This window comes from Paraburkholderia lebeckiae (assembly GCF_014201005.1).
Classification (GTDB): Bacteria; Pseudomonadota; Gammaproteobacteria; order Burkholderiales; family Burkholderiaceae; genus Paraburkholderia; species Paraburkholderia tuberum.
On the sequence record NZ_JACHDK010000005.1, the window covers coordinates 1 to 26,383 of the forward strand.

Annotated in this window: 32 protein-coding genes; 21 read left to right on the forward strand and 11 right to left on the reverse strand. The window is 64.0% G+C overall.

Annotation, left to right across the window (positions count from 1 at the left end):
• Positions 1–177: 177 nt before the first annotated feature.
• The 5 genes from HDG39_RS11215 to HDG39_RS11235 all read right to left on the reverse strand — a co-directional run bounded on the left by HDG39_RS11215 (position 178) and on the right by HDG39_RS11235 (position 3,504).
• Positions 178–432, reverse strand: a complete 255-nt coding sequence (locus HDG39_RS11215) for a hypothetical protein (RefSeq protein ID WP_184005942.1) — start codon at positions 430–432, stop codon at positions 178–180.
• 215 nt (positions 433–647) lie between these two features.
• Entirely contained in the window at positions 648–1,694 is a 1,047-nt protein-coding gene (locus HDG39_RS11220; RefSeq protein ID WP_184005944.1) for a hypothetical protein, read from the reverse strand.
• 91 nt (positions 1,695–1,785) lie between these two features.
• Positions 1,786–2,961, reverse strand: coding sequence for a DNA-methyltransferase (locus HDG39_RS11225; protein ID WP_184005946.1), 1,176 nt, complete (start codon positions 2,959–2,961; stop codon positions 1,786–1,788).
• Positions 2,958–3,269, reverse strand: a complete 312-nt coding sequence (locus tag HDG39_RS11230) for a hypothetical protein (RefSeq protein WP_184005948.1) — start codon at positions 3,267–3,269, stop codon at positions 2,958–2,960. Before HDG39_RS11230 ends, HDG39_RS11225 begins: the two co-directional genes overlap by 4 nt.
• Before the next feature lies 1 nt (position 3,270).
• Complete coding sequence (locus tag HDG39_RS11235) at positions 3,271–3,504, reverse strand: helix-turn-helix domain-containing protein (protein ID WP_184005950.1); 234 nt, start codon at positions 3,502–3,504, stop codon at positions 3,271–3,273.
• 57 nt (positions 3,505–3,561) lie between these two features.
• Here HDG39_RS11235 and HDG39_RS11240 point away from each other — a divergent pair, with 57 nt between their 5' ends.
• Together HDG39_RS11240 and HDG39_RS11245 are read left to right on the forward strand one after the other, a co-directional pair.
• Positions 3,562–4,071 carry a helix-turn-helix domain-containing protein gene (locus tag HDG39_RS11240; RefSeq protein WP_260327731.1) on the forward strand — a complete coding sequence of 170 codons (510 nt, stop codon included), beginning with the start codon at positions 3,562–3,564 and terminating at the stop codon, positions 4,069–4,071.
• Between the two features lie 71 nt (positions 4,072–4,142).
• The gene (locus HDG39_RS11245) at positions 4,143–4,415 is read left to right on the forward strand and encodes a hypothetical protein (RefSeq protein ID WP_184005952.1); all 273 of its coding nucleotides are present in this window, start codon (positions 4,143–4,145) and stop codon (positions 4,413–4,415) included.
• A gap of 173 nt (positions 4,416–4,588) precedes the next feature.
• Here HDG39_RS11245 and HDG39_RS11250 read toward each other — a convergent pair whose 3' ends face one another.
• On the reverse strand, positions 4,589–5,575 hold the full coding sequence (locus HDG39_RS11250; RefSeq protein WP_221305716.1) for a LysR family transcriptional regulator: 987 nt from the start codon (positions 5,573–5,575) through the stop codon (positions 4,589–4,591).
• Between the two features lie 326 nt (positions 5,576–5,901).
• On the opposite strand from HDG39_RS11250, the gene HDG39_RS11255 reads away from it, so the two are divergent.
• From HDG39_RS11255 to HDG39_RS11310, 12 genes are all read left to right on the forward strand, one after another.
• Complete coding sequence (locus tag HDG39_RS11255; RefSeq protein ID WP_184005954.1) at positions 5,902–6,210, forward strand: hypothetical protein; 309 nt, start codon at positions 5,902–5,904, stop codon at positions 6,208–6,210.
• A gap of 73 nt (positions 6,211–6,283) precedes the next feature.
• On the forward strand, positions 6,284–6,697 hold the full coding sequence (locus HDG39_RS11260; protein WP_184005956.1) for a hypothetical protein: 414 nt from the start codon (positions 6,284–6,286) through the stop codon (positions 6,695–6,697).
• Positions 6,698–6,824: 127 nt separating this feature from the next.
• The gene (locus tag HDG39_RS11265) at positions 6,825–6,995 is read left to right on the forward strand and encodes a hypothetical protein (RefSeq protein WP_184005958.1); all 171 of its coding nucleotides are present in this window, start codon (positions 6,825–6,827) and stop codon (positions 6,993–6,995) included.
• On the forward strand, positions 6,992–7,216 hold the full coding sequence (locus HDG39_RS11270; RefSeq protein ID WP_184005960.1) for a hypothetical protein: 225 nt from the start codon (positions 6,992–6,994) through the stop codon (positions 7,214–7,216). Before HDG39_RS11265 ends, HDG39_RS11270 begins: the two co-directional genes overlap by 4 nt.
• On the forward strand, positions 7,216–7,671 hold the full coding sequence (locus tag HDG39_RS11275; protein WP_184005962.1) for a hypothetical protein: 456 nt from the start codon (positions 7,216–7,218) through the stop codon (positions 7,669–7,671). The genes HDG39_RS11270 and HDG39_RS11275 overlap by 1 nt, the downstream gene beginning before the upstream one ends.
• A gap of 8 nt (positions 7,672–7,679) precedes the next feature.
• Entirely contained in the window at positions 7,680–8,603 is a 924-nt protein-coding gene (locus HDG39_RS11280; protein WP_184005964.1) for a YqaJ viral recombinase family nuclease, read from the forward strand.
• Positions 8,600–9,769 carry a RecT family recombinase gene (locus HDG39_RS11285; protein WP_221305717.1) on the forward strand — a complete coding sequence of 390 codons (1,170 nt, stop codon included), beginning with the start codon at positions 8,600–8,602 and terminating at the stop codon, positions 9,767–9,769. The genes HDG39_RS11280 and HDG39_RS11285 overlap by 4 nt, the downstream gene beginning before the upstream one ends.
• 1 nt (position 9,770) lies before the next feature.
• Positions 9,771–9,959 (forward strand): hypothetical protein, encoded by a 189-nt coding sequence (locus HDG39_RS11290; RefSeq protein WP_184005966.1) that lies wholly within the window; start codon positions 9,771–9,773, stop codon positions 9,957–9,959.
• 392 nt (positions 9,960–10,351) lie between these two features.
• The gene (locus HDG39_RS11295; protein WP_184005968.1) at positions 10,352–10,609 is read left to right on the forward strand and encodes a hypothetical protein; all 258 of its coding nucleotides are present in this window, start codon (positions 10,352–10,354) and stop codon (positions 10,607–10,609) included.
• On the forward strand, positions 10,606–10,830 hold the full coding sequence (locus tag HDG39_RS11300) for a hypothetical protein (protein WP_184005970.1): 225 nt from the start codon (positions 10,606–10,608) through the stop codon (positions 10,828–10,830). The genes HDG39_RS11295 and HDG39_RS11300 overlap by 4 nt, the downstream gene beginning before the upstream one ends.
• Positions 10,827–11,390 carry an HNH endonuclease gene (locus HDG39_RS34620; protein ID WP_260327733.1) on the forward strand — a complete coding sequence of 188 codons (564 nt, stop codon included), beginning with the start codon at positions 10,827–10,829 and terminating at the stop codon, positions 11,388–11,390. Before HDG39_RS11300 ends, HDG39_RS34620 begins: the two co-directional genes overlap by 4 nt.
• The gene (locus tag HDG39_RS11310) at positions 11,390–12,469 is read left to right on the forward strand and encodes a phage Gp37/Gp68 family protein (protein ID WP_184005972.1); all 1,080 of its coding nucleotides are present in this window, start codon (positions 11,390–11,392) and stop codon (positions 12,467–12,469) included. The genes HDG39_RS34620 and HDG39_RS11310 overlap by 1 nt, the downstream gene beginning before the upstream one ends.
• A 2-nt stretch (positions 12,470–12,471) precedes the next feature.
• Here HDG39_RS11310 and HDG39_RS11315 read toward each other — a convergent pair whose 3' ends face one another.
• Positions 12,472–12,738, reverse strand: a complete 267-nt coding sequence (locus HDG39_RS11315; RefSeq protein WP_184068586.1) for a hypothetical protein — start codon at positions 12,736–12,738, stop codon at positions 12,472–12,474.
• 35 nt (positions 12,739–12,773) lie between these two features.
• On the opposite strand from HDG39_RS11315, the gene HDG39_RS11320 reads away from it, so the two are divergent.
• The 3 genes from HDG39_RS11320 to HDG39_RS11325 all read left to right on the forward strand — a co-directional run bounded on the left by HDG39_RS11320 (position 12,774) and on the right by HDG39_RS11325 (position 14,807).
• On the forward strand, positions 12,774–13,244 hold the full coding sequence (locus tag HDG39_RS11320) for an ASCH domain-containing protein (RefSeq protein WP_184005974.1): 471 nt from the start codon (positions 12,774–12,776) through the stop codon (positions 13,242–13,244).
• A 283-nt stretch (positions 13,245–13,527) separates the two neighbouring features.
• Positions 13,528–13,875 (forward strand): helix-turn-helix domain-containing protein, encoded by a 348-nt coding sequence (locus tag HDG39_RS35625; protein WP_311666199.1) that lies wholly within the window; start codon positions 13,528–13,530, stop codon positions 13,873–13,875.
• Complete coding sequence (locus HDG39_RS11325; protein ID WP_311666218.1) at positions 13,791–14,807, forward strand: tyrosine-type recombinase/integrase; 1,017 nt, start codon at positions 13,791–13,793, stop codon at positions 14,805–14,807. The genes HDG39_RS35625 and HDG39_RS11325 overlap by 85 nt, the downstream gene beginning before the upstream one ends.
• Here the strand turns inward: HDG39_RS11325 and HDG39_RS11330 are convergent.
• The 4 genes from HDG39_RS11330 to HDG39_RS11345 all read right to left on the reverse strand — a co-directional run bounded on the left by HDG39_RS11330 (position 14,754) and on the right by HDG39_RS11345 (position 20,303).
• Positions 14,754–17,300, reverse strand: a complete 2,547-nt coding sequence (locus tag HDG39_RS11330) for a DNA internalization-related competence protein ComEC/Rec2 (RefSeq protein ID WP_260327734.1) — start codon at positions 17,298–17,300, stop codon at positions 14,754–14,756. The genes HDG39_RS11325 and HDG39_RS11330 overlap by 54 nt on opposite strands.
• A 115-nt stretch (positions 17,301–17,415) precedes the next feature.
• Positions 17,416–18,204 carry a TatD family hydrolase gene (locus tag HDG39_RS11335; RefSeq protein ID WP_184005978.1) on the reverse strand — a complete coding sequence of 263 codons (789 nt, stop codon included), beginning with the start codon at positions 18,202–18,204 and terminating at the stop codon, positions 17,416–17,418.
• A gap of 97 nt (positions 18,205–18,301) precedes the next feature.
• Positions 18,302–19,057, reverse strand: coding sequence for a lipoprotein-releasing ABC transporter ATP-binding protein LolD (gene lolD, locus HDG39_RS11340; protein WP_184005980.1), 756 nt, complete (start codon positions 19,055–19,057; stop codon positions 18,302–18,304).
• Positions 19,050–20,303 carry a lipoprotein-releasing ABC transporter permease subunit gene (locus HDG39_RS11345; protein ID WP_184005982.1) on the reverse strand — a complete coding sequence of 418 codons (1,254 nt, stop codon included), beginning with the start codon at positions 20,301–20,303 and terminating at the stop codon, positions 19,050–19,052. Before HDG39_RS11345 ends, lolD begins: the two co-directional genes overlap by 8 nt.
• Positions 20,304–20,608: 305 nt before the next feature.
• Here HDG39_RS11345 and HDG39_RS11350 point away from each other — a divergent pair, with 305 nt between their 5' ends.
• From HDG39_RS11350 to lysS, 4 genes are all read left to right on the forward strand, one after another.
• Positions 20,609–21,718, forward strand: coding sequence for a regulator (locus tag HDG39_RS11350; protein WP_184005984.1), 1,110 nt, complete (start codon positions 20,609–20,611; stop codon positions 21,716–21,718).
• A 16-nt stretch (positions 21,719–21,734) separates the two neighbouring features.
• Positions 21,735–23,441 carry a single-stranded-DNA-specific exonuclease RecJ gene (gene recJ, locus HDG39_RS11355; protein WP_184005986.1) on the forward strand — a complete coding sequence of 569 codons (1,707 nt, stop codon included), beginning with the start codon at positions 21,735–21,737 and terminating at the stop codon, positions 23,439–23,441.
• Between the two features lie 109 nt (positions 23,442–23,550).
• A protein-coding gene (prfB, locus tag HDG39_RS11360) for a peptide chain release factor 2 (protein ID WP_184005988.1) occupies positions 23,551–24,655 on the forward strand; the annotation gives its coding sequence in 2 pieces (ribosomal slippage) (positions 23,551–23,631 and positions 23,633–24,655; 1,104 coding nt in all).
• A gap of 173 nt (positions 24,656–24,828) precedes the next feature.
• Positions 24,829–26,355, forward strand: coding sequence for a lysine--tRNA ligase (lysS, locus tag HDG39_RS11365; protein ID WP_018417531.1), 1,527 nt, complete (start codon positions 24,829–24,831; stop codon positions 26,353–26,355).
• The last annotated feature ends 28 nt before the right edge of the window (positions 26,356–26,383 follow it).

Consider the following 26,383-nt stretch of genomic DNA (forward strand, 5'->3'; position numbering starts at 1 on the left):
ACCGGATTGCACGCACAGCCGTGCGGCGCGTGCTCGCGCAGGTCGTTGCACGGGATCACGTGACATTCGCCCTTGATGCGCACCACGCGCCATTCGCCTCTCGAATTGCTCAATCACCACTCCAATCGTTAAAAACTGCTATCAATTGCTATCCGACGCGGGCGACTCGCTGTCCCATCACGGATCCTCGACCGGCGCACGCTTAGGCACCGGCACAAGACGCGCCGTTGTTGGCCGCGCCGCATTTGTCACCGTTTGCGAAGCACCTGAACATTTCTGAACATTCGCCCCACCTGTCGGCGCCTCGCCCTCGGGAAACGTCAGTCCCAATGCTGCATACGCGACGCGGTAGACGTTCGTCGGCTTCGGTGGCCGCCCTGCCTCGTACTCGTCGACGAGCTTGCGCGCCCATGCTTTCGGATCGGCCGACATGGTCAAAACGGAATCCGGTCGAAGTACTCGACGCGCTGCATCGCGACAGCGCTGTACGACATCTCGGCGCCGAGCACAAAAAACTCGCGCCCCGGATTGGCCCTGCGCGAGCCGCTCGGCTTCCGCGGCAGCGCTGCCGAAGTTCGTGTGCCGATAGGTCGGCGGCTTCGCGCCAGTCGGGCACCACACGATCCAGAATTTCTCGCCTTGGGTTTTCATGCCGCATGCCCTCCCCGTTGCTGTGTACGCACCTGCTCGAGCTTCGTGATGCTCGCCGCGCGGTCCAGTCCGTGAATGCTGATCGTCAGCCGCTTCGCCTCGTCGCAGAGTTGCGCATCGGTCATCGTCCGCAGCGGGACAGGCTTCGGTGGCGCGAGCGCCTTCGCGACGAACGCATCGAGGAAACCAGCGTTCACCGCTGTCATGTCGCGGTCGTGGTCGCGTTGCGCGACGGCTGCGTCGTACGCGATGCGCAGCTGCTCGGCAGTGATGCCGCGCATTGCCCACACGACGATCTGCTGTGCGTCAGGTGCGAATCGCGGGTTCTTGCCGCGCTCGCACTCCCACTGCTTCAGCAATTCGGCGATCTCTTTCGCACTCAACGACGACGACGAATGCGGCGGTGAACGTGCGACGCCATTCGAGTTATCCACAGCCCCACCACGTATCAAGTCTCTACCGTCGTCGTTAGTACCCTTAGGTTTACTACCGGTTCCGGTTCCGGTGTCGGATTCCCGATGGAGTCCCGCGTCTGTCCCATGGGACACATTTAGGACTCCATCGCCATTCACATGAGACGGCGGAGGCTTATCAGGGGACTTCTTCGCGGGCGTACGTTTGCCGCGAGCAGGGTCGCCAGACGCCTCCTGTGCGCCTTCCTTCGCCGCACGTTGCGCAGCCTTGCGCAGCCGCTCGCCGTCGCGATGGGCAATCATCTCGAGCACGCGCTCCGTCAGCGTGCTGTGATAAAGGCGGCCGTCATCAGCGAGCCACCATCCACGCATCAAGCGCTTCTTGATCGACTCGAACTGATCTAGTGGCATCCCGATACGCGCTGCGATCAGCTCGTCGTCCGCCGGCAGGCTGCCGCACGGCGTTTGCTCCCACGCAGTCATCCATAGCATCAGCAGCCACGGTCGAACCTCAGACGTGGCAAGCGCCCAGGTGTCGGACTGACGGATTCGCTCGTAGTCGAGTTCGAATCGCCAGCCTTTCGCGCGGGTGTCGGGTGGATAGGGTGCGGGGCGTGGACTCTCGGTCATGCAGAAGCCTGTTGCAATGCGCGTTCGTGCTCAAAGTTGCCGACGATCAGCTCGGCGCCGAGATCGAGAGGCCGCGTGAACGTATCGCGCTTCATGCGACCTCCAGCACAAGGCCCAGTTGCCGCAAGCGTTCGCGTTGCAGCGCTTCGTCATCGGAATTGAGCTCGCAGCCGATAAAGCGCCGGCCGAGCCGCTGCGCGACTTGACCGGTTGTGCCGCTCCCGAAAAACGGATCGAACACGATGTCGCCCGGCCGCGAGCCGGCAACTACGCAAGGCTCGACCAGCGCCTCGGGAAACGTGGCAAAGTGCGCACCGCTGAACGGCTGCGTCGGAATGCGCCACACGGAACGACGGTTCCGCGTGCTCACGAGATTCGCGACCGCGGCTGAGAAAGACTCGTTCTGCTTCACGCGAGGCTTCGTGACCTTGTCATAGCCCCGGCCGAAGCCCACCCCATTCCCGGCATAGCGCTCGCCGCGGTTGTGCTCCATTGCGGAATGCGATCCGGGACCGGTCGCCCAGCCAGCGACGGCCTTCGGATTAACGCCCGCCGCGCGCTGCCGCTCCGCATATGCGACGAGGCCGCTTTTCGTGCGATGGTGAGCATCGCCGGAGGCGTACGCATCAGCGCCACGATGCGTGTGATTGCCGGGTGCTCGCGCGTGGGCGCCGCCGGTCACCGGTTCCTGCATCGCATCGAAGTCCCAGTAGTACCGTTCTGACTTCGAAAGCAGGAACAGGTACTCGTGCGCCTTCGTGCAGCGATCGCGCACGCTTTCCGGCATGGGATTCACTTTTTCCCATACGATGTCCTGCCGCAGATACCAGCCCGCGTCCTGCAGCGCAAACGCGAGCCGCCAAGGCTGGCCCATCAGGTCCTTCGGCTTCAGGCCGTCGCCGTCCGTCCGGCCGAGCAGGTTCGGCGCGGTAAATCGACGGTCTGCGCGATCGCCCCGCGCGCCCTGAATGCCCGCGCCGCCGGCGGACGCGTAGCTGTCGCCCATGTTCACAAACGCCGTACCATCATCGGCCAGCAGCTCGCGGCACAACTCGAACACATCGACGAGCGTAGCGATGAACTCGCGGAGCGTCGGCTCGAGCCCGATTTCGGATCCCTTCTGCGGATGATCGTCAGGCAAATACGAACGCAGGCCCCAGTACGGCGGGCTCGTCACGATCGTCTGCACCTTCACGCCGTCGGCAATCATCGCGCGCATCGTGTCGCGGCAGTCGCCAAAGTGACATTTATCGACCCAGGCGTTCATGATCGCCCGCCCCTTTCTGGTCCTGAATTGGACCCATTCATCGACGCGACTCGGCGCCGGCGCTCGATTAACCTGTCAATCTCGTCACCGCATGCCCACCGGCACAGAATCTCGCGGTGCAGTTCGGTGACACCCATCCCCGCGGCGCGTGCGCGTTCGGCCAGCACGTCGCCGACGGATTCGGGGATAACGGTCTTTGCGAGGAAGGTCAGCTTGCCGAGCGGGTGCGACGTGCCCGAACGCGCGAACAGCGCAGCGTCGTCCGCGTGCGCCTCGTCGCTAATGTGGTAGGTCTGGCCGTTCGGCATATCACCCGACCTCCGAAGCGGCGGTCGAGACTGGCGGCGAGCCAGGCCTGCCCTGCGTCGCGATCTCAGCGTGCAACGCCACGATCGCAGTCAGAGTGGCCCCTTTACAGTCAGGTTGCCCCTTGAGGATGCGATTGACCGTCGGCTGGGAGACGCGCAGGCGCGTTGCCAGCGCCTTCTGCGACATCTTCGTCGCCGCGCGTATCTGCGTGAGGAGTTCGGTGGCTGTATTCATGCCACGAAATATATACGCGCTTGTATTGACAGTCAATCATTCGCGTATTGACCTTTGATGACCACCTATACGCCGATGTATATTTTTCAAATGAACATAGGTGATCTTCTCGACCAGGCAATGAAACGGCGAGGCATACGCTCGCAAGGCGCATTGTCGCGTCTATCCGGCGTGCCGCAGCCGACCATCAATCGAACGCTAAAAAACGTATCGGTGCCGGAGTTCTCAACGCTCAAGAAACTGGCTGACGCCTTGGACGTTGACGTGCGTTCGCTTATGGACGGCGACACTTCGGGATCGACGTCAGTGGCCAGAGTTAGCCCAGAAGCTGAACAGGCCGCGATGGTCGGCAAGTATGTCAGGCGCCTGACGTCACTGTTTGCGGGTCGAACAGAAGATGAAATAACGCGGATCGTGCGCGCGATCGAAATACTGATGCCGGCACAAGAAGCGAAGGCCGACGAGCCGGCACGCCATTCTCGCAAGATCTCGCTTAACGATGACGAAACGGCTGCTGAGGCCTCGTTCTCTCGTCGGCCACGTCGAAAGTCAGGAACACATGAATAGACACGCTATTTTCAACCGAAGCGCCCATTTGGGCGCTTTTTTTTTGCCATCTCAAAATGGAGATCTCAATAATGCAATCAATAGATTTGAAAAAACTCACCATCGCAACTCTGCTCGCCATCGCTGCGACCAGCGCCGCCCACGCCGACACGTACGTCAACGGCTACACCCGCCGCGACGGCACATACGTGCAGGGATATAACCGTACCGAGCCAAATTACACGCGCAACGACAACTACTCAACGCGCGGAAACTACAACCCGTACACAGGACAGGAAGGCCACAAGCCGCGTGACGAAGATTATGGATATCGCGGCAATGGGTACAGCCGATACGGGTACTGAAGGCAATTGAATTCGAAGGGAACGGATTCCGGGTCGACGTTGCAGCGCCGCCCGGCTCCGCCTACTTCGCCGCGGGGTTGCGCATCCCTGCGGGCGGCAGCCAAGCTCATTGCTCCGAAGTCGAAGGCGCTACAAACGTTGTCGCTGGCAGTACGCGTACCGCCATCGGTTGTCTAGATAAGCAACTCGACTGTATGCATCACCCGCTTTGTATCGGGATCGGACGAACTCATGGCGTCGCGAATCGTGTCGATCAGACTTCCAATAAAGCAGCTTGCAGCGGGACTCATGGGAGCGTCGGTTCGCGACAGGATGCCGGTTATGACGTCATCTAGATCCTCGCGTATCGGGACCGCGCGAAGGTCGTCCCGAACTGCGCGGGCCTCTATCAGTGGCCACGGGAAAGCACCAACCATGTCAGTCTTGGACAACAGTGCGAGTGAAAAGGTGAGCGAATGTCCAAGATGGATCGTGGAGGGCATGGGCAGACTGTTACGAGCAAACATCCTGAAGAGTACAAGGCCTTCAGACTCCATATCCGATGCCACAAGCCAGGCGAGATCAAGCAGTTCCGCGAGTGAACGACTCTCGGCGCGCGGATGCCCCCGCCTAACCACGATCGCCAAACCCGAAGATACAAGGGGCCTGAAGTCGAGGTCCATATTCTCTTCGCTGGGAACCTCTCTGCCGATTGCCAGTTCGATGCTGCCGTCACGCAATCCCGGATATATGATCGCCGGCAGCCCTTCGAAGAACTCGAGCCGGACGTCTGGCATTGTTTTCCGAAAGCGCCCCACTACCTCTGGAAGAAAGGTCACGGTTACCCACGGCACCACGGCAACCGAAAGCGTTTTTCGTGACTCGCCTTCCGTCGCATTGAATGCCCGCTCCGCACGGGACGCCTCCGCAACGATATGCCGCGCGTATGGCAGAAGAATCCGCCCCTGTTGAGTCAGTGTTATGCCGCTCGACGTTCCCTGTATCAGCGGCGCGTGAAGATACGCCTCCAGTTGATGAATGCTCGCGGCGACCGTCGACTTCGATGCATCGAGCATCTGTGCTCCGTTGCGGATGCTCCCGGCGTCCGCAACAGCGACCAGCATACGCAGATGATGCAACCGCACATTCCCGAGCTTATCGATGAGAGCTAGCCCCGACATTTCGCCCTCCAAGTTTCGTGCCTTGTTACAAAAGCGTCGCCAATTTGCGGATGGATTTCAACACGTAGAACCGGAGAAGGCCGCCAGGCTTGGCTTTGGGGTGTGTCCAGGAAACCTGGACGCGTCCAGGTTTCCTGGCCTTATGCGAGACCTCGCAAATCTGTACCGTACTGGCAGTTCATCTGAAGAGAAATTCAGCCTGAGCGCAGAGCGCTAAGGTCGATGCTGCGGGTTGCCGACATGCCGACTGGAGCAGAAAGCGGAAAACAGCCGACGTTATACGACGCAACGAAAGAAGCGTTCGGCCCGGTTGCGGGTGCACGGCTGTGAACGTCATTTCGTTCGCGCGGTATCTGGAACGACGTCGACAGTCCGGCGGCGGCGTTACTCAGCAGTTGCCTTCGCAGCCTGATTCCCTCTCCGATTTTTCCGCTGTTCCGCCCGTTATTGCAAGCCAACCGCAGCAGTCTCAATCTGAGCGCCCCCGCCCAGGCAGCTTCTTTCTTTGGGACGATGGTCTCGGCAATCGCGAGGTCGAATTCAACGGGCGGTGGGATGCCGACGAATCAGACCTCGACTACGTACTGCTGCAGCTTCTATTGAAATTGCGCAAAGGGGGATTACGCCGCGAATAATTCATTCGCGTATTGACATGATCAATACGCGTTCGTATTATTCCTCCATCGCACTCAACCGATGGAGGAAACGATGCTCCCCCTTCCACCCCCTGCGCCGCTGGCGCGCGTCACCGGCCTCGGTGACTACCTGACCGACGTCGAACTCGAAGACTCGACGCGCGAGACACAGGACATGCTTGCGCGCGCCGAGCTCGTGAACCGGATCGCACAGGAAAAGTTCGACGCGAAGATCGCGAACCTGCAACCGATCGACGTGATCGCGGCCATGCAATCGTTCGACATGCTCGACGGTGAGGTTGTGCGTGCAGCTTTCCTCGAAAGTGGTTCCGCGCTGCGCACGCTGATCGCCGGCCGCTTCTTCGAACTGCTGACGCGCGAGTGTTTCGAGCAGGCCGAAAAGGCTGTCCAGATGATCGAGCGCGACGACGTGCACGAGGATCTGAAGCAGTCGCATCGCACCTTCGTTATCGCGGGGGTCCAGTGATGTCGGCACTCGCAAAGGATTTGCTCGCGCTCCGCGCGCTGCCGGCGCCGAACGGCGCGCAACACGGCGGGCTGACCGAACACCTCATGCGCGCAATCGCGTGCACCCTCATTGCGCGAGGTGCCGCATGAACGGCCGCCTCTTACTCGGCCGCGCCCGCAGCGATAACGCCCTGCTGGGCGCTTGCCCGCACGCGCGGCGCCGCGTGCGCGCCGTGGCCACGATGTTCGCCTATGGCGCCACCGCCGGCGCTTTCCTCTGGCTCGTCGTCGCGCTGCGCGCTGGTGGTGGCGCATGAGTTCCACCCTCGGTTTTCTCGGCATCTGGGCATTGATCGCGCTCGCCTGCGGCGGCTTGTGGGTCTTCGTCCGCAGCGACAGCGCGGTGCGCCGCCTCGACATGTTCGAGCGCAGTCATCCGGTCTGGACATGGCTCGCCATGCTGGCGATGCTGCTCACGACCGCTATCGCCCTTGTCTGCATCAACACCGATGCGGCCTCTGTGTTGCGAGGTGCGTGATGGGTGAAATTGCCGAATCGATGCTCGACGGATCCTGCTGCGAACAATGCGGCGAATACCTTGGAGAGGCCGTCGGCTACGCACAGTGTTGCGCCGCGTGCGGCGGCGACAGCGAGCGCGAAGATAGCCAGATGCGGAGAGCCTCGAACCGCGAAAGCTCGAACCGCCTCCTGCGAGAGAACGGTTACACGTTTGACGAGCGCAACGGAGCCGCACACCTGATCGTGCAGACGCAGCGCGGCATCGTCGATTTCTGGCCGGGCACCGGCAAATTCATCGTGCGCTCGACGCGCTACGAGGCACGCGGCGTTTTCAACCTGATGCAACACGCCGCACCACTCCAGCCAGCGGCACCCCTCGAAATTCAATGGAAGCCACACATGACGCCTTTCTCAGTTCGGGCGTATCTGCAGGCGGGTTTCATCTTGGCCGGTGCGCCGGCCGATTCAAAATGAGGTTCTATATGAATGCACGCGAACAACGGCTCGCCGATCGTCAAGCAGGTATTGGCGGATCGGACGTAGCTGCCGCGCTCGGTCTGAGCCGCTACAAGACTGCCTATCAACTGTGGGCGGAAAAGACCGACCGACTCGCCCCGGAAAACCTCGACGACATCGAGCGCATCCGGTTCGGCAACCTGATGGAGGAAATCATTGCGCGGGAATACGCCCGTCGCAACGACGTGAAAGTCCAGCGTCGCAACTCCATCATCACCCACCCGAAATACCCATTCATGCGTGCGAACGTCGACCGTCTAATCGTCGGCGCGCGCCGCGGGCTCGAATGCAAGAACGTCGATGGCATGGCGTTCCGCTTTGGCGAGTGGGGCGAACCTGGTACCGACCAGGTGCCCGACGAGTATCTGCTGCAGTGCCATCACTACATGACCGTGCTCGACTATTCCGAGTGGCACCTTGCCGCTTGCGTCGGCGGCAACAGCCTGCGCACGTACATCATCGAGCGCGACGCCGAAACCGAGGAAATGCTGATCGAGCAGGAGCACGCGTTCTGGCAGTTCGTGCAGCGCGACGAGGCACCGTCGCTCGACTACGGCCACGCCACAACCGAGGCCGTGCTGAAACGCATGCACGCGGGTATCGACGGCGACGAGATCGCTCTGCCGCCCACAATCGCCGACTGGCACGCGGTAAAGCTGGACGCCGACGACCACATCAAACGATACGAGGCCGTCAGCGACGCCGCGAAGAACCACATCCTCGAAGCTCTCGGCAACGCCGCGGCCGGCCTGCTGCCAGACGGCGGCAAGTACACCCGCAAGCTCATCAAGAAAAAGGAATTCACCGTCGAGGCCAGCTCCTACATCAGGCTCGGTTACACGAAGCCCAAGGGCGCGAAGGATGCCGACGAAACCAAGGAAGCAGCATGAACAGCAACGTGATGCAATTTGGCGCCGATACGGCCGCGCCTGGCGCACCCAACCTCGGCAATACCTCTCTCGACATGGTGCTCGACGTCGCCACCATCCAGGCGATCAACATGATCGCGGAGACGATGGCCGGCGGCAAAGTAGCGATCCCGGTCCACCTGCGCGGTAATAAAGCCGACTGCTTCGCCGTTGCGATGCAAGCGTTTCAGTGGCGAATGAATCCGTTCGCGGTCGCGCAGAAAACGCATATCAGCCAGGGCGGCCAACTCGGCTACGAGGCGCAGCTCGTGAATGCGGTTGTCTCCAACCTTGCGCCCATCACGGGGCGCCCCGACTATGAGTTCCTGGGCGACTGGAACAAGGTTCTCGGGAAGGTCGAGGAACGCAAATCGGACAAGGGCGGCAAGTACTACGTCGCGACGTACACGAAGGCCGACGAGGAAGGGCTCGGCGTGATCGTGCGCGCGACGCTGCGCGGCGAGTCCGAGCCGCGCGAAGTGACGGTGATGATGTCACAAGCCTATCCGCGATTCTCTACGCAATGGGCGACCGATCCGCAGCAGCAAATCTGCTATCTCGCGATCCGGAAGTGGGCGCGCCGCTTCACACCCGACGTCCTGCTTGGCGTCTACACGCCCGACGAACTGAGCGCCGAGCGCCCCGAGTCGATCGACATGGGCCGGGCGGACGAGGTTCGCGCCGCCGCAAGCACGCAGGCTGCCAGCAAGACCGACTCGCTGCGCTCGCGCATGTCGAGCAAGCGCACCGGCGCCACTGCGGCCGACGTACCGAACGCCGACGCGATGATCCGCGCGATCGAGGGCGCAACTACAGGTCACGAGCTGAAGGTCGCAGTTGCGCGCATCGACGAACTCACCAGCGACGGCGACCGCGAGCGCGTGCGGACCGCGTATCAGGACAAGATCCGTACCGAAAAGGAACGGTCGCAGCAGGGAACAGCCGTCCAAGCGGAGCCGCCGCAGCAGACGGACAGCGGCCCGCCGCAGCTTGCACCGTATGAAACCATGCTGTCTCGCATTCAGCAGTGCAACGACGTCGAAGTGCTGGCCGTACTGGCCGACGAAGCGCGCGCCTATCCGGAAACAGAGCGCATCAAGCTCGACCAGGCATATCAGGACCGCCGCGAGATCTTGCTCGGAGCCTGACATGCGCCACGTCTCTACAACCGAAATGATTCAACGACTGTCGGGCCTGCTCGGCACAGACGACCTGACCGAATGGGAACAGGGATTCGTGCGCCAGCTCGACGCGATCCGAAGCACTGGCCATGTCACGAGCCTGAGCGACAAACAGGTCGAGCGACTGGACGAGCTGCACGCGAAGCATTTCGCCTAACCCCGCGGCGCGCCGGTATGCCGCAGAGACTTTCAAGCCTCGAAAGCCGGCACACGTCCCTCGGAATTTACGGGTGGCTTGGACAGCGCCCGGTTTTTTGGACACGGCAGAGAATAGGTATAAATCATATGCATTCCTACAGAAAGTCACGCGTGCGTGGCAACCGCATCAAGCGGCGCGCTGCCGAGCGCGTACACAAAAAGGCGCTTCAGCGCGCCGGGAAAAACGAGGCACAGGCAGCAGCAGCCGTGTCGCGCCTTCACGCCGAGGGCTATGCGCTCATGTGGTACGCGTGTGCTTGCGGCCACCGCGAGCGCATCTGGAACAGTCGCGACGGTGTTACACCGTACGTCGTACCCTGCCCCTCGTGTGGTAGTTCATCGCTAACACATGTGGACTGGCACGACGATCAGATTCGTTCCACCTACACGCCGCGCGACGGTCAACGCGTGTTCGTCGACATGGCACGCGACCAGGCGGAAACGATCGTCGAGCGCGCGTTCGTCCGGCTCGGTTTGACGCGGGACCATCCGAAATTTGCATCGTCCGTCGACGAGTTGCTAGGACACACAACCGGCGCCTCGCCGCTCGTCGCAGTCGCCGGCGATGTCGCCTACTACGCGCCGCGACATGGGGAGCCGGCAATATGAACGAATGTTCGATTACCCGCCTCTCTGAACTCACGCCGTCTTATCAGGAAGCCCTGCGCGACTGCGCGAGGTTTCGCCCCGGCACGTACGTTTTCAAGCCGGTGACGATGCAAAGGCTCAGCGACCTCGGGCTCACCAGCAAGACACAAAGCGGCGCGTTTTGCCTGACGCGCGAAGGCGCCGCCCTCGTTCGCGCGTGGAAGGAAGGAAGCCCGAAATGAGCGACAACACCAAAATCGAGTGGACGGACGCGACAGCGATTGTCGATCGCGACGGGCGCCGCGTGCGCATCTACCAGAGAAAAGACGCCACTCGACCGGGGCAGCAAATGCGCCGCAGGAAGTTGCTTGAGGGCCTGAAATGGTGTCGAGATTGCCAGGTATGGCTTCCCGTATCGCTCGTTGGCAAGAACGGTTTGTGCCGCCCGCACGAAAACGAACAAGCGCGGCTGCTGTATCGCGACAGCGAGGCACATCGGGACGAGAGAAAGCGGCACACCTACAGGCGCAGTCGAAACGTGGAGCCGATGCCGAAAGTCGCGGCTGAATTGATTGCAGAGTTGTTCAACGGTCTCTGCGCGTACTGCGGCAACCACTTCGAGACATGGGATCACGTCATCCCTGTGAGCAAAGGCGGAACGACGACACCCGGGAACATGGTGCCCGCGTGCAGACCATGCAACAGCTCGAAGAAGAATTCCGACATTAATGATTGGCTGGACAGAGCGCCGATGATCAAGCCATACACCATCGAATATCTCTCTTTCGCCGGGGTGCTGTAATGGCGAAAACGACAATTGAATGGACCGAGTACACGTGGAACCCGATTACGGGCTGCGACGTCACCAGCCCCGGCTGCAAGAACTGCTACGCAATGAAGCTCGCCGGCACGCGGCTGCGCAACCATGCGAGCCGCGCCGGTCTGACGCGTGCGACTTCAGCCGGCCCAGTATGGAACGGCGAAGTCCGTTTCAATGAGGAATGGCTCGATCAGCCGTTTCGCTGGACACGGCCGCGCATGGTCTTTGTGTGCGCGCACGGCGATCTGTTCCACGAGTCGGTGCCGGATGAATGGATCGATCGCGTGTTCGCGGTCATGGCCCGCGCGCGGCAGCACACGTACCAGGTGCTGACGAAGCGCGCCGACCGGATGCTCGAGTACTTCTCGCGCAGGGACCGTCACGGTCTCGTGCTCGCGGCCTCGCACGACATCGGCTGGGCAGGAATGGAATGGTGCCCGTGGCCGCTGCCGAACGTCTGGATCGGGGTAAGCGTTGAGGATCAAAAGCGAGCCGACGAGCGGATACCGAAGCTGCTGCAAGTACCCGCTGTAGTTCGCTGGATCAGCGCGGAGCCGCTGCTCGGACCGGTCGACCTGACGTCCATCCAATGGGGCGGCATTGGCACTTCCATGCTACAGGGATGGACCGGCCAAGAGGATGGTTTGCACTGGGTTGTTGCCGGCGGCGAGAGCGGTCCGGGCGCACGGCCGATGCATCCGGATTGGGCTCGCTCGCTGCGCGACCAGTGCGCCGCGGCCGGGGTGCCGTTCCTGTTCAAGCAATGGGGGGAGTGGCGGCCGATCAGCGAAGGCGAAAGCGACTGGTTCAGCAGCCTGTATGTGTCGCGCCGACGGGCACGTGAAGGCGAGGACCAGGCCATCGTGGATGAAATGCAGGGGCGCCGATGCACCGTGGCGCAAGCCGTCATCCACCAGGACGGGACGGTGTTCGAGGACATCGCCGCCTTTGGGGCTTACCAGCAGGGCACGGGGGCCATGCTCACCTTCGCCACGGGCAAGAAAGCCGCCGGCCGAATGCTCGACGGCCGCACCCACGACGAGTTTCCGGGGGCGCGGTGATGTCAGAGATCGGGGAAACCGTCATTGATCGCCGTACGAGCGCGCACTTCTGCGTCTCTGAGTGCATCCTGAAGCTCGTCAAACCACGGACCTTCTTCGAGCTGGTAGTTGAGGAAATTCTTGTACACAGGTTGACCGTCCAGCCTCGTAATTACGGCTCGCGCCGAAAAGCGACCATTCGGATCGGCAGCGCCGGCAAGATATTCCCGGTCAGCGTTGACAATGATTCGATACGGATCGTATTCAATTTCGCGATGTCGGTCCGACATGATCAGCTCCGGTTTTTCGCTTTAGGAATCCTAGCATGAGAGCGCTTTCGATCCGCCAACCATGGGCGTGGCTAATCGTGCGCCCTGACCTAACGGGGCCCGCCCGCGCCGCCGCGATCGCCGCCGGCATTCTGAAGAACATAGAGAATCGCAGCTGGCCGACAAAGGTCCGCGGGCGCGTGTTGATTCACGCTTCAAAGGGGATGACGCGCGCGGAGTACGACGCCGCTCAAGATCCCCTGTGGCCTGTCGGTGGACCGTCGATCGAACTGCCACCGTTCGACCAGTTGCAGCGCGGCGGGATCGTCGGCGTCGTGACGATCGATGAGTGCATCCATTCCGCCGATCGCACGTCGCGCTGGCACATCGATGGCGCTTTCGGTTTCCATCTGGTCGACGCGAAGCCGTTACCGTTCGTGGAATGCAAAGGCGCGCTGAATTTTTTCGACGTGCCGCCCGACGTCGCCGCGCAACTGCGGCAGATGCACGAGTTGGGGGCTATCTGATGCCGTGCATTCCCTTCCGCCTGCCCGACGGCACATCGGGAATCGTCTGCACGCGCGACCGGCGTACGGGGCGACGCTGCTCGGTCGATAGCTGCCGTGCGCCGAGCGGATACCAGTGCGACTACCCCATCGGTCGCGGCAAGACATGCGACCGGCATCTGTGCACAAGCCATGCACACGATATCGGCACCGATGTTCACTACTGCCCCGAGCACTTCGCGCAATGGAAGCGCGACGGCGCTCCCACTCAAGGGGCCTTTGATTTCGACAAAGGAGAAGGATCGTGAGCGACAAGGTCCCGATCATCGGCACGCGCGCAATCACCTTGAAGGAGGCCGCCAAGCTGCTGCGGGTCTCTTACGGCACGGTCTACGCGCGCCGCCAGCAGCTCGGATTCTTCCAGATCGGCTCGGTGTGGCGCATCTGGCCAGAAACTTTGGCCGATGCGACACAGGGCTACAATGAGCGCCGACCGGCGCAGACGGACGAGGAAAGCGAAACATGTCAATCCGAAAGCGCGAAGGCAGCGACCTCTGGCACCTTGACATCCGCACGCCAGACGGCCGCCGCATTAGACAAACTACTGGAACGCCCGACCGCAAGGAGGCGCAAGAATTCCACGACAAACTAAAGCATGAGCTCTGGCGCGTCGCGAAGCTCGGTGAGCGGCCGCGCCGCACGTTCGATGATGCCGCGTTGCGGCTGCTGCAGGAATGTCAGGGCACAAGCGATTTTGCGAACAAGCGGCTTCACATTCGACATTGGCGGACGCATTTCGCCGGCCGATACCTGGATTCGTTGACTCGGGACGAAATTTTTTCCGCCCTGCCGGAGCTGAGCGGTCGCACGAAGGAACCGCGGCGGGTCTCGATTGCCACGAAGAACCGGTATCTGTCGACCATTCGCGCGATGCTTAGCCGCGCAACGCATGAATGGGGTTGGATCGACAAAGCGCTCAAGTTGCCCGATCTGTCGAACAGACAGAAGCGGATTCGGTGGATCACGAAGGAAGAAGCGCAGCGCCTCATCGGCGTCATTAGCACGAACTGGATGCGCGACGTCGCGATTCTCGGGTTCGCAACTGGGCTGCGGCGCGCCAACCTACTCGGACTCGAATGGTCGCAGGTGGATCTGGTAAATCGCCGCGCATGGATACACGCCGACCAGGCCAAGGCTGGAAAGCCCATCGGCGTGCCGCTCAACGACGACGCGGTCGCGGCAATCCGTCGGTGGATCGGCAAGCACCAGACTCACGTATTCGTGCGGAAGGGGCACCCTATTCGTCATTGGTGCAGCGTGCAGTGGAACCGGCAATGCGAGCGTGCGGGAATCGAGAACTTTCGATTTCACGACGTGCGCCACACGTGGGCGAGTTGGCACGTTCAGGCCGGAACGCCGCTTGACCGGTTGATGGAGCTCGGCGGATGGTCAAAGTACGAGATGGTGTTGCGGTACGCCCACCTCGCGCCCGACCATCTGGCGCCGCACGCAACGGCGGTCACAATCTGGTCACAGCCGCCCCACGAAGGATCGGCGGAAATGCCGGAAAGAGCCGCCGCATAAGGAAGACAAGGGAGCGCAGAACAAGTAGTAATTCAGGTAGCCTACCTGAAATAACGCGATGGACGGATCGACAGAGTCGAGGAACGGCTCGGTCGACGACGTTTTGCTGCCATGATGCGGCACCATCAACACTTGCGCGCGCAGCATAGCGGGATCGCGCGCGAGCAGCGCGCGTTCGGTCGGCGCTTCGATGTCGGCGGTCAGCAGGGCCGTGAAACGCGGCGCGTTCGCACCAACGAACGCCGCCGCCTGGCTTGCGTTGGTGGCCGGCAACGTGCTGACCCTCAACACGCAGCAATGCTCGTTCGCCTTGCCCGTGAGTGCCCCGACGTCAGGCCACAGCACGGCGAACTCAACACCATCCCACTGCCAGCGCTGCCCCGCCACGCACGGCAGCGTCTGCGTGCCATGCTGTTTTGCCTTCGGCCACAGCGGATTGTCCGGCTCCAGAGCAGCCACCAGCTGACGCACCTCGATCGCATCGAAAACGGCAGGCGCGCCGCCCGCATGATCCGAATCGGCGTGACTGATCATCAGCGTATCGAGTGTCGTCACGCCTTGCGCCTGCAGGAACGGCACCACCACGCGCTCGCCAGCGTGGCTCGATTCCGGACCGGGACCCGCATCGAACAGCAACGCGTGATGCGCGGTCTGCACGAGCACCGACGAGCCCTGCCCGACATCGAGCGCAGTCAGACGGAACGCGCCTGATGGCTCGGCGAGTGCACCGCTTGCGCTGGGCATCAGTAGCGGCAGCCACGACAGCGGCGCCGCCCACCGCAGTGGCCAGCCGCGTGGCGCGAGACACCACAGCACACCGAGCGCCGCCGCGGCCAGCGCCCACGCATGCGGCTGCGGCAGCCACCACAGCGTCCAGCGCGGTCCCGATGCCAGTTGCAGGCCAGCCGTGAGACCATCGAGCAGCGTGTGCGCGGCGCGCCACGCGAACGCATCGAGCGGCGCGGGCAATGCGACGCCCGCGAGCACCGTCGGCGTGACGAGCAGGCTCACCCAGGGAATCGCGAACGCGTTCGCGAGCGGACCGGCGAGCGGAATTTGCGCGAACCAGTAGGCGGTCAGCGGCGCCAGCGCGACCGTCACCGCGAACTGCACGTGAGCGGCGCTGCGCAACCGTTCGGCAAGTACGCGCAGACGCCGGATCGATACGGGACGCGCCGCGCTGCCCTCCTCGTCTTCATGATGACGGGACGCCAGTGGACCCCGCACGCGCGGCCGCCCCGACATCGCGAACAGGATCGCGCCGACTGCGCAAAACGACAGCCAGAATCCGGCCGACACGACCGCCCACGGATCGACCAGCAGCACGAGCCCGAGCGCCCACGCGAGCACAGTGGAGCGCGCTAGCTGCCGGCCGCCGACGAACGCCAGCGCGACGAGCGCGGCCATCCACAGCGCGCGTTGCGCTGGCACGTTGAATCCCGCGAGCGCGGCATGCAGTGTGGCGAACATCGCACCGGCCGTCACGCCGACGAACTGCGCGGGCAAGCGCAGCGGCCAGTTGCGGCCGAGCCACCCCGAACGTCGCCAGATTGCTGCCGCGAGCCAGCCGGTCAGCCCCGCGACCAGGCCGATATGCAAGCCCGAAATCGCCACCAGATGACTCGTGCCGGTGCCGCGCATCAATTGCCGGTCGGCGGGGCTCACTTCGTCCTGCGCGCCGATCGCGAGCGCGACGACGACGCCGCGATGCGGCGCATCGGCAAGCACCGTGTCGATACGCGCACGCAACCCGGCGCGCCAGCGGTCGACCAGCACGGGGAGCCCGCGCGCGTGACCGGTCAGGCGCCGCGCATGGTCCGGCACGCTCACATAGCCGGTCGCGCGGACGTTGCGCGCGAGCAGACTCGCCTCTGCATCGCGCACGCCGAAATTCGCGTTGCCGTGCGGGCGCTTCAGGCGCACGGTCAGACGCCAGCGTTCGCCCGGTTCGAGCCGCGGCGTCGCGGCGTCGCGTGCGATCCAGGCTAGCTGGATCACCCGCGGGAACGCGGCGAGCCGCGCACCGTTCGTATCGACGTCGAACAGGAAGCGCGCGCCTTTGTCGTCACGCGTCGGCAATCCCTTGATCGTGCCGACCACCTCGATATCGCGCCCTTCCCACTCGTGCGGCAGGCTCACCGCGAGCCGCGTTTGCGCGCGCACGGCCGCGTAGCCGAAGCCGACGCAGATCGCCGCGCACCACACCGCGCCCCAACCGGCCACCCGCCGCATCCGAGCGTCGCGCCATACGCGGCGAGCGAGCTGGTGCGAGAAGCCCCGCTCGTATTCGCGCTGGAGCGCCGCACCGACCGCACCGGTGGCACCTGTCACACCCGCCGCAGCCGCTCCGCCGCCACGCAAACCCCACACCGCAACGCCGGCCGCCGTGCAGCCGACCAGTATCAACGCGCACCATCCGCCTGTATCCGGCAACACCGCCTGTCGCTGCAGCCAGACCACGCCCAACGCCAACCCACACCAGACCGCCCGCATCCGCCCTCCGTATCCGCTGGCGCCGGGCGTCGTCACCGCGCCAGCGAACGGGCAGCAGCGAGCCCGCCGGGCGTGGGGATCGCCCGACGCGAACCCTTTCGATCAACGGAATCGATTATGCAGAGGAAAGCGCGAGTCGCGGCAGCGCGGCGAGCGCGTTAGCCGTTGTGCCAAGGGCGGCTGCGTCGGAAGTGACACCGCGCAGTCGCGCGAGACTCGCGCCGATCGCCGGAATCTGCTCGGGTGAATTGCGCTGTCTGTACATCCACGACGGCGCTATATCCGGCGCGTCGGTCTCGACGACCAGCGCATCGAACGGCAGTTGTTCCGCGAGTCGCCGGATCTGCCGGGCGCGCTCGAACGTCAGGTTGCCGCCGAACCCAAGATGCATGCCCTGATCGATGTATGCCTGCGCCTGCTGGAAACTGCCATTGAACGCGTGCGCGATGCCGCGATGGATCTGATGCCGGCGCAGCCCTTTGATCACCTGATCCTGCGATTTGCGCACATGGCAGATGACCGGCAAATCGAATGCGCGCGCGAGCTGCAACTGGCCGTTGTAGAAAAATTGTTGGCGCGCATCGTCGAGACCGTCGACGAAATAGTCGAGCCCGATCTCGCCGATGCCGACGAAGCGCGGATCGTCGAGACTCGCCTCGATCTCCATGCGCAGCAGGTCGAGGTCGGCATCGACGGCGTGCGGCGTGAACAACGGATGAATGCCTAGCGCGTACGCGCCGCCGTCGACGCGATGCGCGAGCTCGCGCACCGCCGCGAAGTTCTGTCGCCCGATCGCCGGAATCACGATGCGCGACACCCCCGCATGGCGCGCGGACGCCGCAACCGCATCACGGTCGGCGTCGAACTCCGAAGCGTCGAGATGGCAATGCGTATCGATCCACATGGGTTATCTCGCTGGCAAGAGGACGGACCGAAGGCGGCCCGACGGTCCGCGTGACGGTCAGCCATCCGCGACCCGCCACGACCGCGCCGGCCCGCACTCAGACTGGCACCGGCGGCTCTTCGTGCAGGACGCCGTCGCGCAACCGCATGATGCGGTCACAGCGGCCCGCCAGCTCCGGGTCGTGCGTGACGATCACGAAGCTCGTCTCGAGCGTGCGCGACAGTTCGAGCATCAGGTTGAAGACCGTGTCGGCGGTGCCGCCGTCAAGGTTACCGGTCGGCTCGTCGGCGAGCACGCAGGCGGGCTTCGTGACGAGCGCACGCGCGATCGCGACACGCTGACGCTCGCCGCCCGACAGCTCGCCAGGTCGATGCTTCGCGCGATTCCCCATGCCGACGCGCTCCAGTACCGCCATGGCCTCTTGGCGCGCGACTTCGGTCGTCTCGCGACGAATCCGCAGCGGCATCGCGACGTTATCGAGCGCGGAAAACTCCGGCAGCAGATGGTGAAACTGATACACGAAACCGAGCGTGCGATTGCGTAGATCGTTGCGCTCGCGCTCGGAGAGCTTCGTGAACGGCTTGCCGAGCACCGACACGTGGCCCGCGCTCGGATCGTCGAGACCGCCGAGCACGTGCAGCAGCGTGCTCTTGCCGGAGCCCGACGCGCCGACGATCGCGAGCTTCTCGCCGCGCCGCACGGCGAGTTGCGCATTGTTGAGCACCTGCACGTTCAGCCCGCCCTGCACGAACGATTTGGAAATGCCGGTGGCTTCGAGCACGAACGGATGCGACGCGGAGTCCTGAGCGGTCGTGGATGAATCGGTTGAGGGATGGGCGAGGCGGTCATTCATAGCGCAGCGCCTCCGCCGGACGGACCTTCGCGCCGCGCCAGCTCGGATAGAGGGTCGCGAGCGCCGACAGCACGAACGCGATGGTGCCGATGCGCGCGACGTCCGCCGGAACCAGCTCGGACGGCAGCTCGCTGATGAAGTACACCGACGGCGGCAGGAATTGCACGCCGAGCAGATGCTCGATCATCGGCACGAGCCACGGAATGCTCCACGCGATCAGGCAGCCGAGCACGACGCCAGTCGCCGTGCCGATGAAGCCGATCGTCACGCCCTGCACGACGAAGATCTTCATGATCGAGCCGGGCTGCGCGCCGAGCGTGCGCAGGATCGCGATGTCGGCCTGCTTGTTGGTCACCGTCATCACCAGCGACGACACAAGATTGAACGCGGCCACCGCAATGATCAGCGTCAGGATGATAAACATCATGCGCTTCTCGATCTGCACCGCCGAGAACCAGGTCTTGTTCTGCTGGGTCCAGTCGCGAATGTACAGATCGCCCGACAGCGTGCGCGCGAGCTGATGCGCGACTTCCGGCGCGCGCTGCATGTCGGTGAGGCGCAGCCGCACGCCGGTCGGTGCGGGCAACCGGAACAGCGCCTGTGCGTCCTTGATGTTGATCAGCGCGAGCGTGCTGTCGTATTCGTAATGGCCCGACTCGAAGATGCCGACCACCGTGAACTGCTTCAGGCGCGGCAGCATGCCGGCCGGCGTGATCGTGCCTTCGGGCGCGACGAGCGTGATCTTGTCGTTCAGCTGCACGCCGAGATTGGCCGCCAGATCGGCGCCGAGCACGATGCCGAAGCCGCCGGGCACGAGGTCGGCCAGCTTGCCGCCTTTCATTTCCTTGCCGATATCGGACACTTCAGGCTCGAGCGTCGGCTCGATGCCACGCAACGCGACGCCGCTCACCGCGTCCTGGCGCGTGAGCAGCGCCTGGGCCTCGACGTACGGAGCCGCGCCAATCACCTCCTTGTTCTGGCGCGCTTCCTTCGCGGTCAGTTGCCAGTCGGGCATCGAACCGGTCGGCGAAAAGATCTCGACGTGCGCGAGCACCGACAGCATGCGGTCGCGCACCTCTTTCTGAAAGCCGTTCATCACCGACAACACCACGATCAGCGCCGCGACGCCAAGCGCGATGCCCGACATCGACACCAGCGCGATGAACGAAATGAAGCCGTTACCGGTCGTGCGTTTGCCGGCGCGTGTGTAGCGCCAGCCAATCTGCCATTCGTAGGGAAATTTCAAGCGAATCCTTTTGTGCGTTCTTCGACTGTATGTCGGGACCGGCGGACATCGACGTCCGCCGTGCGGCCCGAGCGTCGTGATCGTTGGGCTCGCGGCGGCGCGGATCGTTCCTCGCGCGCCCGGCCGCTGTGCGACTCTGCCGGCGCATAGAGGCGCGGCGCCGCGGTGCGCCACCCTGCCGGGTCCGGCGATCAAGCGCGAAGTTTGCCACACAATGCCGCCGGCTCGCGCAAAGGACGTGCCTCGGCCGCGCCATCAACAAACCGGCCGCGCTTCGTCGAAATACTCGCACCGTTTGCCCTACAATGCGCAGCATCATGCCTGCCGACCGCCTCCATCTTCTGCTGCCCTTCGCGCTGCCTGCCGCGGCCGACGCCTCCACCGCGCTTCACGACATCCAGTGCCCCGCTCTCGACAGGCTGATCGCGCGCGCGACGCTGATCGAACGCGTGATCGGCGAGGATTTTCAGCGCACGCTGCCGCACGAGCGCTGGGTCGCGCGACAATTCGGCGCGCTGCCCGGCGGCGCCTCGGCCGCCGCCGACGAAGCCCCGCTCGCGCCCTACATGCTGCGCGCCGACGGCGGCGAACCCGGCAACGCGACGTGGGCCTGCGTGCAGCCGGTACACGTGCACATTGCGCACGACCACCTGGTGCTGATCGACCCGGCGTCGCTCAATCTGTCGGACGACGAAGCGAGCACGCTGCTCGCGCTCGCGCGTCCGCTGATCGAGGAACTCGGCGTGCGCATCGAGGCGCCCAAGCCAATCCGCTGGTATCTGTCGAGCGACGCTTTCGGCTCGCTCGCGGGCGCGTCGCCGTTGCGCGCGAGCGGCCGCAACATCGAGATCTGGTTGCCGCACGAAGCGCATTCCGGCGAACGCTCTCGCGCGTGGATGAAGCTGCAGAACGAAGTGCAGATGGCGTGGTTCGAGCATCCGGTCAACGAAGCGCGGGAGGCGCGCGGGCTGCCCCCTGTCAACTCGATCTGGTTTCACGCGCAAGGCGCCGCGCGGAACGTGCGCAGTCCGTTCGCGCAGGTGCTGTCCGATGCCGCCGCAACGCGCGGTCTCGCGCTCAGCGCGGGGGTCGCGACAGGCGCGCCGCCGGCGTCGTATCGCGAACTGGCCGCGGCGCTGCGCGGTACCAACAACGGCAGCGGCGCAACGCTCGTCGAACTCGACCCCTTCTCCGCGCCCTACATCGAACAGGACTGGGCGCGCTGGAATCAGGCATTCGCCGCGCTGCAGACCGACTGGTTCGCGCCCGCGCTCGCGGCACTGCAGTCGGGCGAACTCGCCGAGCTCGGCCTCACGCTGTGCGGCGACACCGGCTCGGTGACGCTGACGGTCACGCGCGGCGATCTGCGCAAATTCTGGCGGCGGCGCGTGCTGGCCTCGCTTTTCATCGAATGATCCACGGCCCTTCCGCATGACCCGAATCGTTACGCGCCCCTGCTCCCCCGTCGACGCCGAAGTGTTGACCCGCTGCGGCCTGCATCCGGTGCTCGCGCGCCTGTACGCATCGCGCGGCGTGTGCCTGCCCGAGGACGTCGAAACCGGCCTCGCGCGGCTCGTGCCGCCAGCCGAACTGAAGGGCTGCAACGCGGCCGCCGCGCTGCTCGCCGACGCGCTCCAGCAGCAGCGCCGCATGCTGGTCGTCGCCGACTACGACTGCGACGGCGCGACAGCCTGCGCGGTCGCGGTGCGCGGGCTGCGCATGTTCGGCGCGCGCATCGACTACCTCGTGCCGAACCGCATGGAGCACGGCTACGGGCTCACGCCGGACATCGTCGAGCTGGCGGCGCGTAGCGCGGCCGGCAAGCCTGATCTGCTGATCACCGTCGACAACGGCATCGCGAGCGTCGACGGCGTCGCGGCTGCCAACGCGCTCGGCATCGACGTGCTCGTCACAGACCACCACCTGCCCGGCGACGAGCTGCCCGTCGCGCGTGCAATCGTCAATCCGAACCAGCCGGGCTGTACGTTCCCGAGCAAGTGCCTCGCCGGCGTCGGCGTGATGTTCTACGTGCTGCTCGCGCTGCGCGCCGAACTGCGCCGCCGTGGGGCGTTCGGCGACGCGCTGCCCGAGCCGCGCCTCGACGGCCTGCTCGATCTGGTCGCACTCGGCACCGTCGCCGATGTCGTCAAACTCGACGGCAACAACCGCGTGCTGGTGGCGCAAGGTCTGCAGCGCATCCGCCGCGGCCGCATGCAGCCGGGCATCGCCGCGCTGTTTCGGGCCGCTGCGCGCGACGCGCGCAACGCCTCCGGCTTCGACCTCGGCTTCGCGCTGGGACCGCGCCTGAACGCGGCGGGTCGGCTGTCGGACATGTCGCTCGGCATCGAATGCCTGACCACCGACGACGTCGGCCGCGCCTGGGAACTCGCGCAGCAACTCGACACGATGAACCGCGAGCGCCGCGAAATCGAGGCCGGCATGCAGCAGCAGGCGCTGGACGACCTGTCGACGGTCGATCCCGACGGCGCGACCACGATCACGTTGTTCAATCCGGGCTGGCATCAGGGCGTGATCGGCATCGTCGCGGGACGGCTGAAAGAGAAGTTCCACCGCCCGTCGTTCACGTTCGCGCCGGCCGACGATACCGGCATGCTCGTCAAGGGCTCGGGCCGCTCGATCGCGGGCTTCCACCTGCGCGACGCGCTCGATCTGATCTCGAAGCGCGAGCCGGACCTGATCGTCAAATTCGGCGGCCACGCGATGGCCGCGGGCCTGACGATCGCCGCCGCCGACGTGCCGCGCTTCACCGCCGCGTTCGAGGCGGTCGGCCGCGAGTGGCTGTCCGCGCAGGCGCTCGCGCGCACGATCGAAACCGACGGCGAGCTCGAAGACGCGTACTTCACGCCGCAATTCGTCGAAATGCTCGACGCGGCCGTTTGGGGCCAGGGTTTTCCGGCGCCGGTGTTCTCCGGCGAATTCGAGGTCGCCTCGCAGGCGTTAGTGAAGGACAAGCACCTGAAGCTGCAACTTCTGCGCGGCCGCCAGCGCTTCAACGCGATCTGGTTCAATCACACCGACACGCTACCCGCGCGCACGACCGTCGCCTACCGGCTCGCAAGCGATACATGGAACGGCGTGTCGCGCGTGCAACTGATCGTCGAGCACGCGGTGAGCTGAAATCTCCCGCAAAATCAATCGCGAACACGCGCTGGATCGCCCGCGAGGCTCCGGCGCGGCGTGCCGATCGGCTATAATTTGTGCTTTTTACGCAGAATAGAAGATCGACATGGAAGCGGAACGTCTCAACGCGATCGAAGCCTCTCTGGCCGACCTGCGCAAGCGCGCGGACGACCTACGGGGGTATCTTTGACTACGACGACAAAGCACTGCGTCTAATCGAAGTCAACCGGGAACTCGAAGACCCGGACGTCTGGAACGACTCGAAGCACGCCCAGGCACTCGGTAAAGAAAAGAAGCTCCTCGACGACACGGTCGGCAAGCTCACGTCGATCACGAACGACGCGCGCGACGCGCAAGACCTGTTCGAGATGGCACGCGAAGAAGCCGACGACGACACGCTGCTCGCCTGCGAGGGTGACGCCCAGGCTATCGAGGCACGCGTCGCCGACATGGAATTCCGCCGGATGTTCGCGAACCCGGCCGACCCCAACAACGCCTTTCTCGACATCCAGGCCGGCGCCGGCGGTACCGAAGCATGCGACTGGGCGTCGATGCTGCTGCGCCAGTATTTGCGTTATTGCGAGCGCAAGGGCTTCAAGACCGAAGTGCTCGAGCAGACCGAAGGCGACGTCGCCGGCATCAAGAACGCGACGATCAAGATCGAAGGCGAATACGCGTACGGCTTCCTGCGTACCGAAACCGGCGTGCACCGGCTCGTGCGCAAGTCACCGTTCGACTCGTCGGGCGGTCGTCACACGTCGTTCTCGTCGGTATTCGTGTACCCGGAAATCGACGACTCGATCGAAGTCGACATCAACCCGGCCGATCTGCGCATCGACACGTACCGTGCTTCTGGAGCGGGCGGTCAGCACATCAACAAGACAGACTCGGCGGTGCGTATCACGCACATGCCGTCGGGCATCGTCGTGCAGTGCCAGAACGACCGCTCGCAGCACCGCAACCGCGCCGAAGCAATGGCGATGCTGAAATCGCGCCTGTATGAAGCGGAAATCCGCAAGCGTCAGGCCGAGCAGGACAAGCTGGAAGCCGGCAAGACCGATGTGGGTTGGGGCCATCAGATCCGTTCGTACGTGCTCGACAACAGCCGCATCAAGGATCTGCGCACCAACGTCGAAATCAGCAACACGAAGAGCGTGCTCGACGGTGACCTCGATCCGTTCATCAGCGCGAGCCTGAAACAGGGCGTCTAGGCGCGCACGGCGCGGCCCCGTTCACCGATCGGGACCGCGCCTTCTTGGTTGCTGCTTTTGCGTTGCTTCCGCGCTATTTGTTCGCCGTTTTTCCCGTACCGCCTGAGGTTTTACACTGACTGGCTTCCCGCCAGCGGAGCACTCCGCGGCGGGCCACCGAATACCAAATCATCATGACTGAACCGACCCAGCCGACTGTCGTGCCCGAAGCGGACGACAACAAGATCATCGCCGAGCGCCGCGAAAAGCTGCGCGAACTGCGTGAGCAAGGCGTCGCCTATCCGAACGATTTCCGTCCCACGCACCACGCCGAAGATCTGCAGGCGCAGTACGAGCACGCCGACAAGGAAGCGCTCGAAGCGAATCCGCTCGAAGTCGCGATCGCCGGCCGCATGATGCTGAAACGCGTGATGGGCAAGGCAAGTTTCGCGACCGTGCGCGACGGCTCGGGTCAGATCCAGTTCTTCATCACGCCGGCAGACGTCGGTCAGGAGACCTACGACGCGTTCAAGAAGTGGGACATGGGTGACATCGTCGCCGCGCGCGGCGTGCTGTTCCGCACCAACAAGGGCGAGCTATCGGTGCGCTGCACGGAGCTGCGTCTGCTGTCGAAGTCGCTGCGTCCGCTGCCGGACAAGTTCCACGGTCTCGCCGACCAGGAAATGAAGTACCGCCAGCGCTATGTCGATCTGATCGTCACGCCGGAAACGCGCCGCACGTTCGTCGCGCGCACGAAGGCGATTTCGTCGATCCGCAAGTACATGGCCGACGCGAACTTCATGGAAGTCGAAACACCGATGCTGCACCCGATTCCGGGCGGGGCGGCGGCCAAGCCGTTCTCGACGCACCACAATGCGCTCGACATGCAGATGTTCCTGCGCATCGCGCCGGAGCTGTACCTGAAGCGGCTGGTGGTGGGCGGCTTCGAGCGCGTGTTCGAGATCAATCGTAATTTCCGCAACGAGGGCGTGTCCGTGCGCCACAACCCGGAATTCACGATGATCGAGTTCTACGCGGCCTACACCGATTACAAGTGGCTGATGGACTTCACCGAGCAGCTGATCCGCCAGGCGGCGATCGATGCGCTCGGCACGGCCACCATCACTTATCAGGGCCGCGAGCTCGACCTGTCGAAGCCGTTCCATCGGCTCACGATCACGCAGGCGATCCAGAAATACGCGCCGCAATACACGAACGAGCAGCTCGCCGACGGCACGTTCCTGCGCGCCGAGCTGAAGAAGTTCGGCGTCGATGCGTCGCAGCCGCAGTTCCTCAACGCGGGCGTCGGCTCGCTGCAACTTGCACTGTTCGAAGAGACCGCCGAGTCGCAACTGTGGGAGCCGACCTACATCATCGACTACCCGATCGAGGTGTCGCCGCTCGCGCGTGCGTCGGACAAGGTGGAAGGCATCACCGAGCGTTTCGAGCTGTTCATCACCGGCCGCGAAATCGCCAACGGGTTCTCGGAGCTGAACGATCCGGAAGATCAGGCCGCGCGCTTCAGGAAGCAGGTCGACCAGAAAGACGCCGGCGACGAGGAAGCGATGTTCTACGACGCCGACTACATCCGCGCGCTCGAGTACGGCATGCCGCCGGCGGGCGGCTGCGGTATCGGCATCGATCGTCTGGTCATGATGCTGACCGATAGCCCGAGCATCCGCGACGTGATTCTGTTCCCGCATCTGCGTCGCGAAGACTGAGCGACGCTCGGCGCGAGCGCTCGTTGTG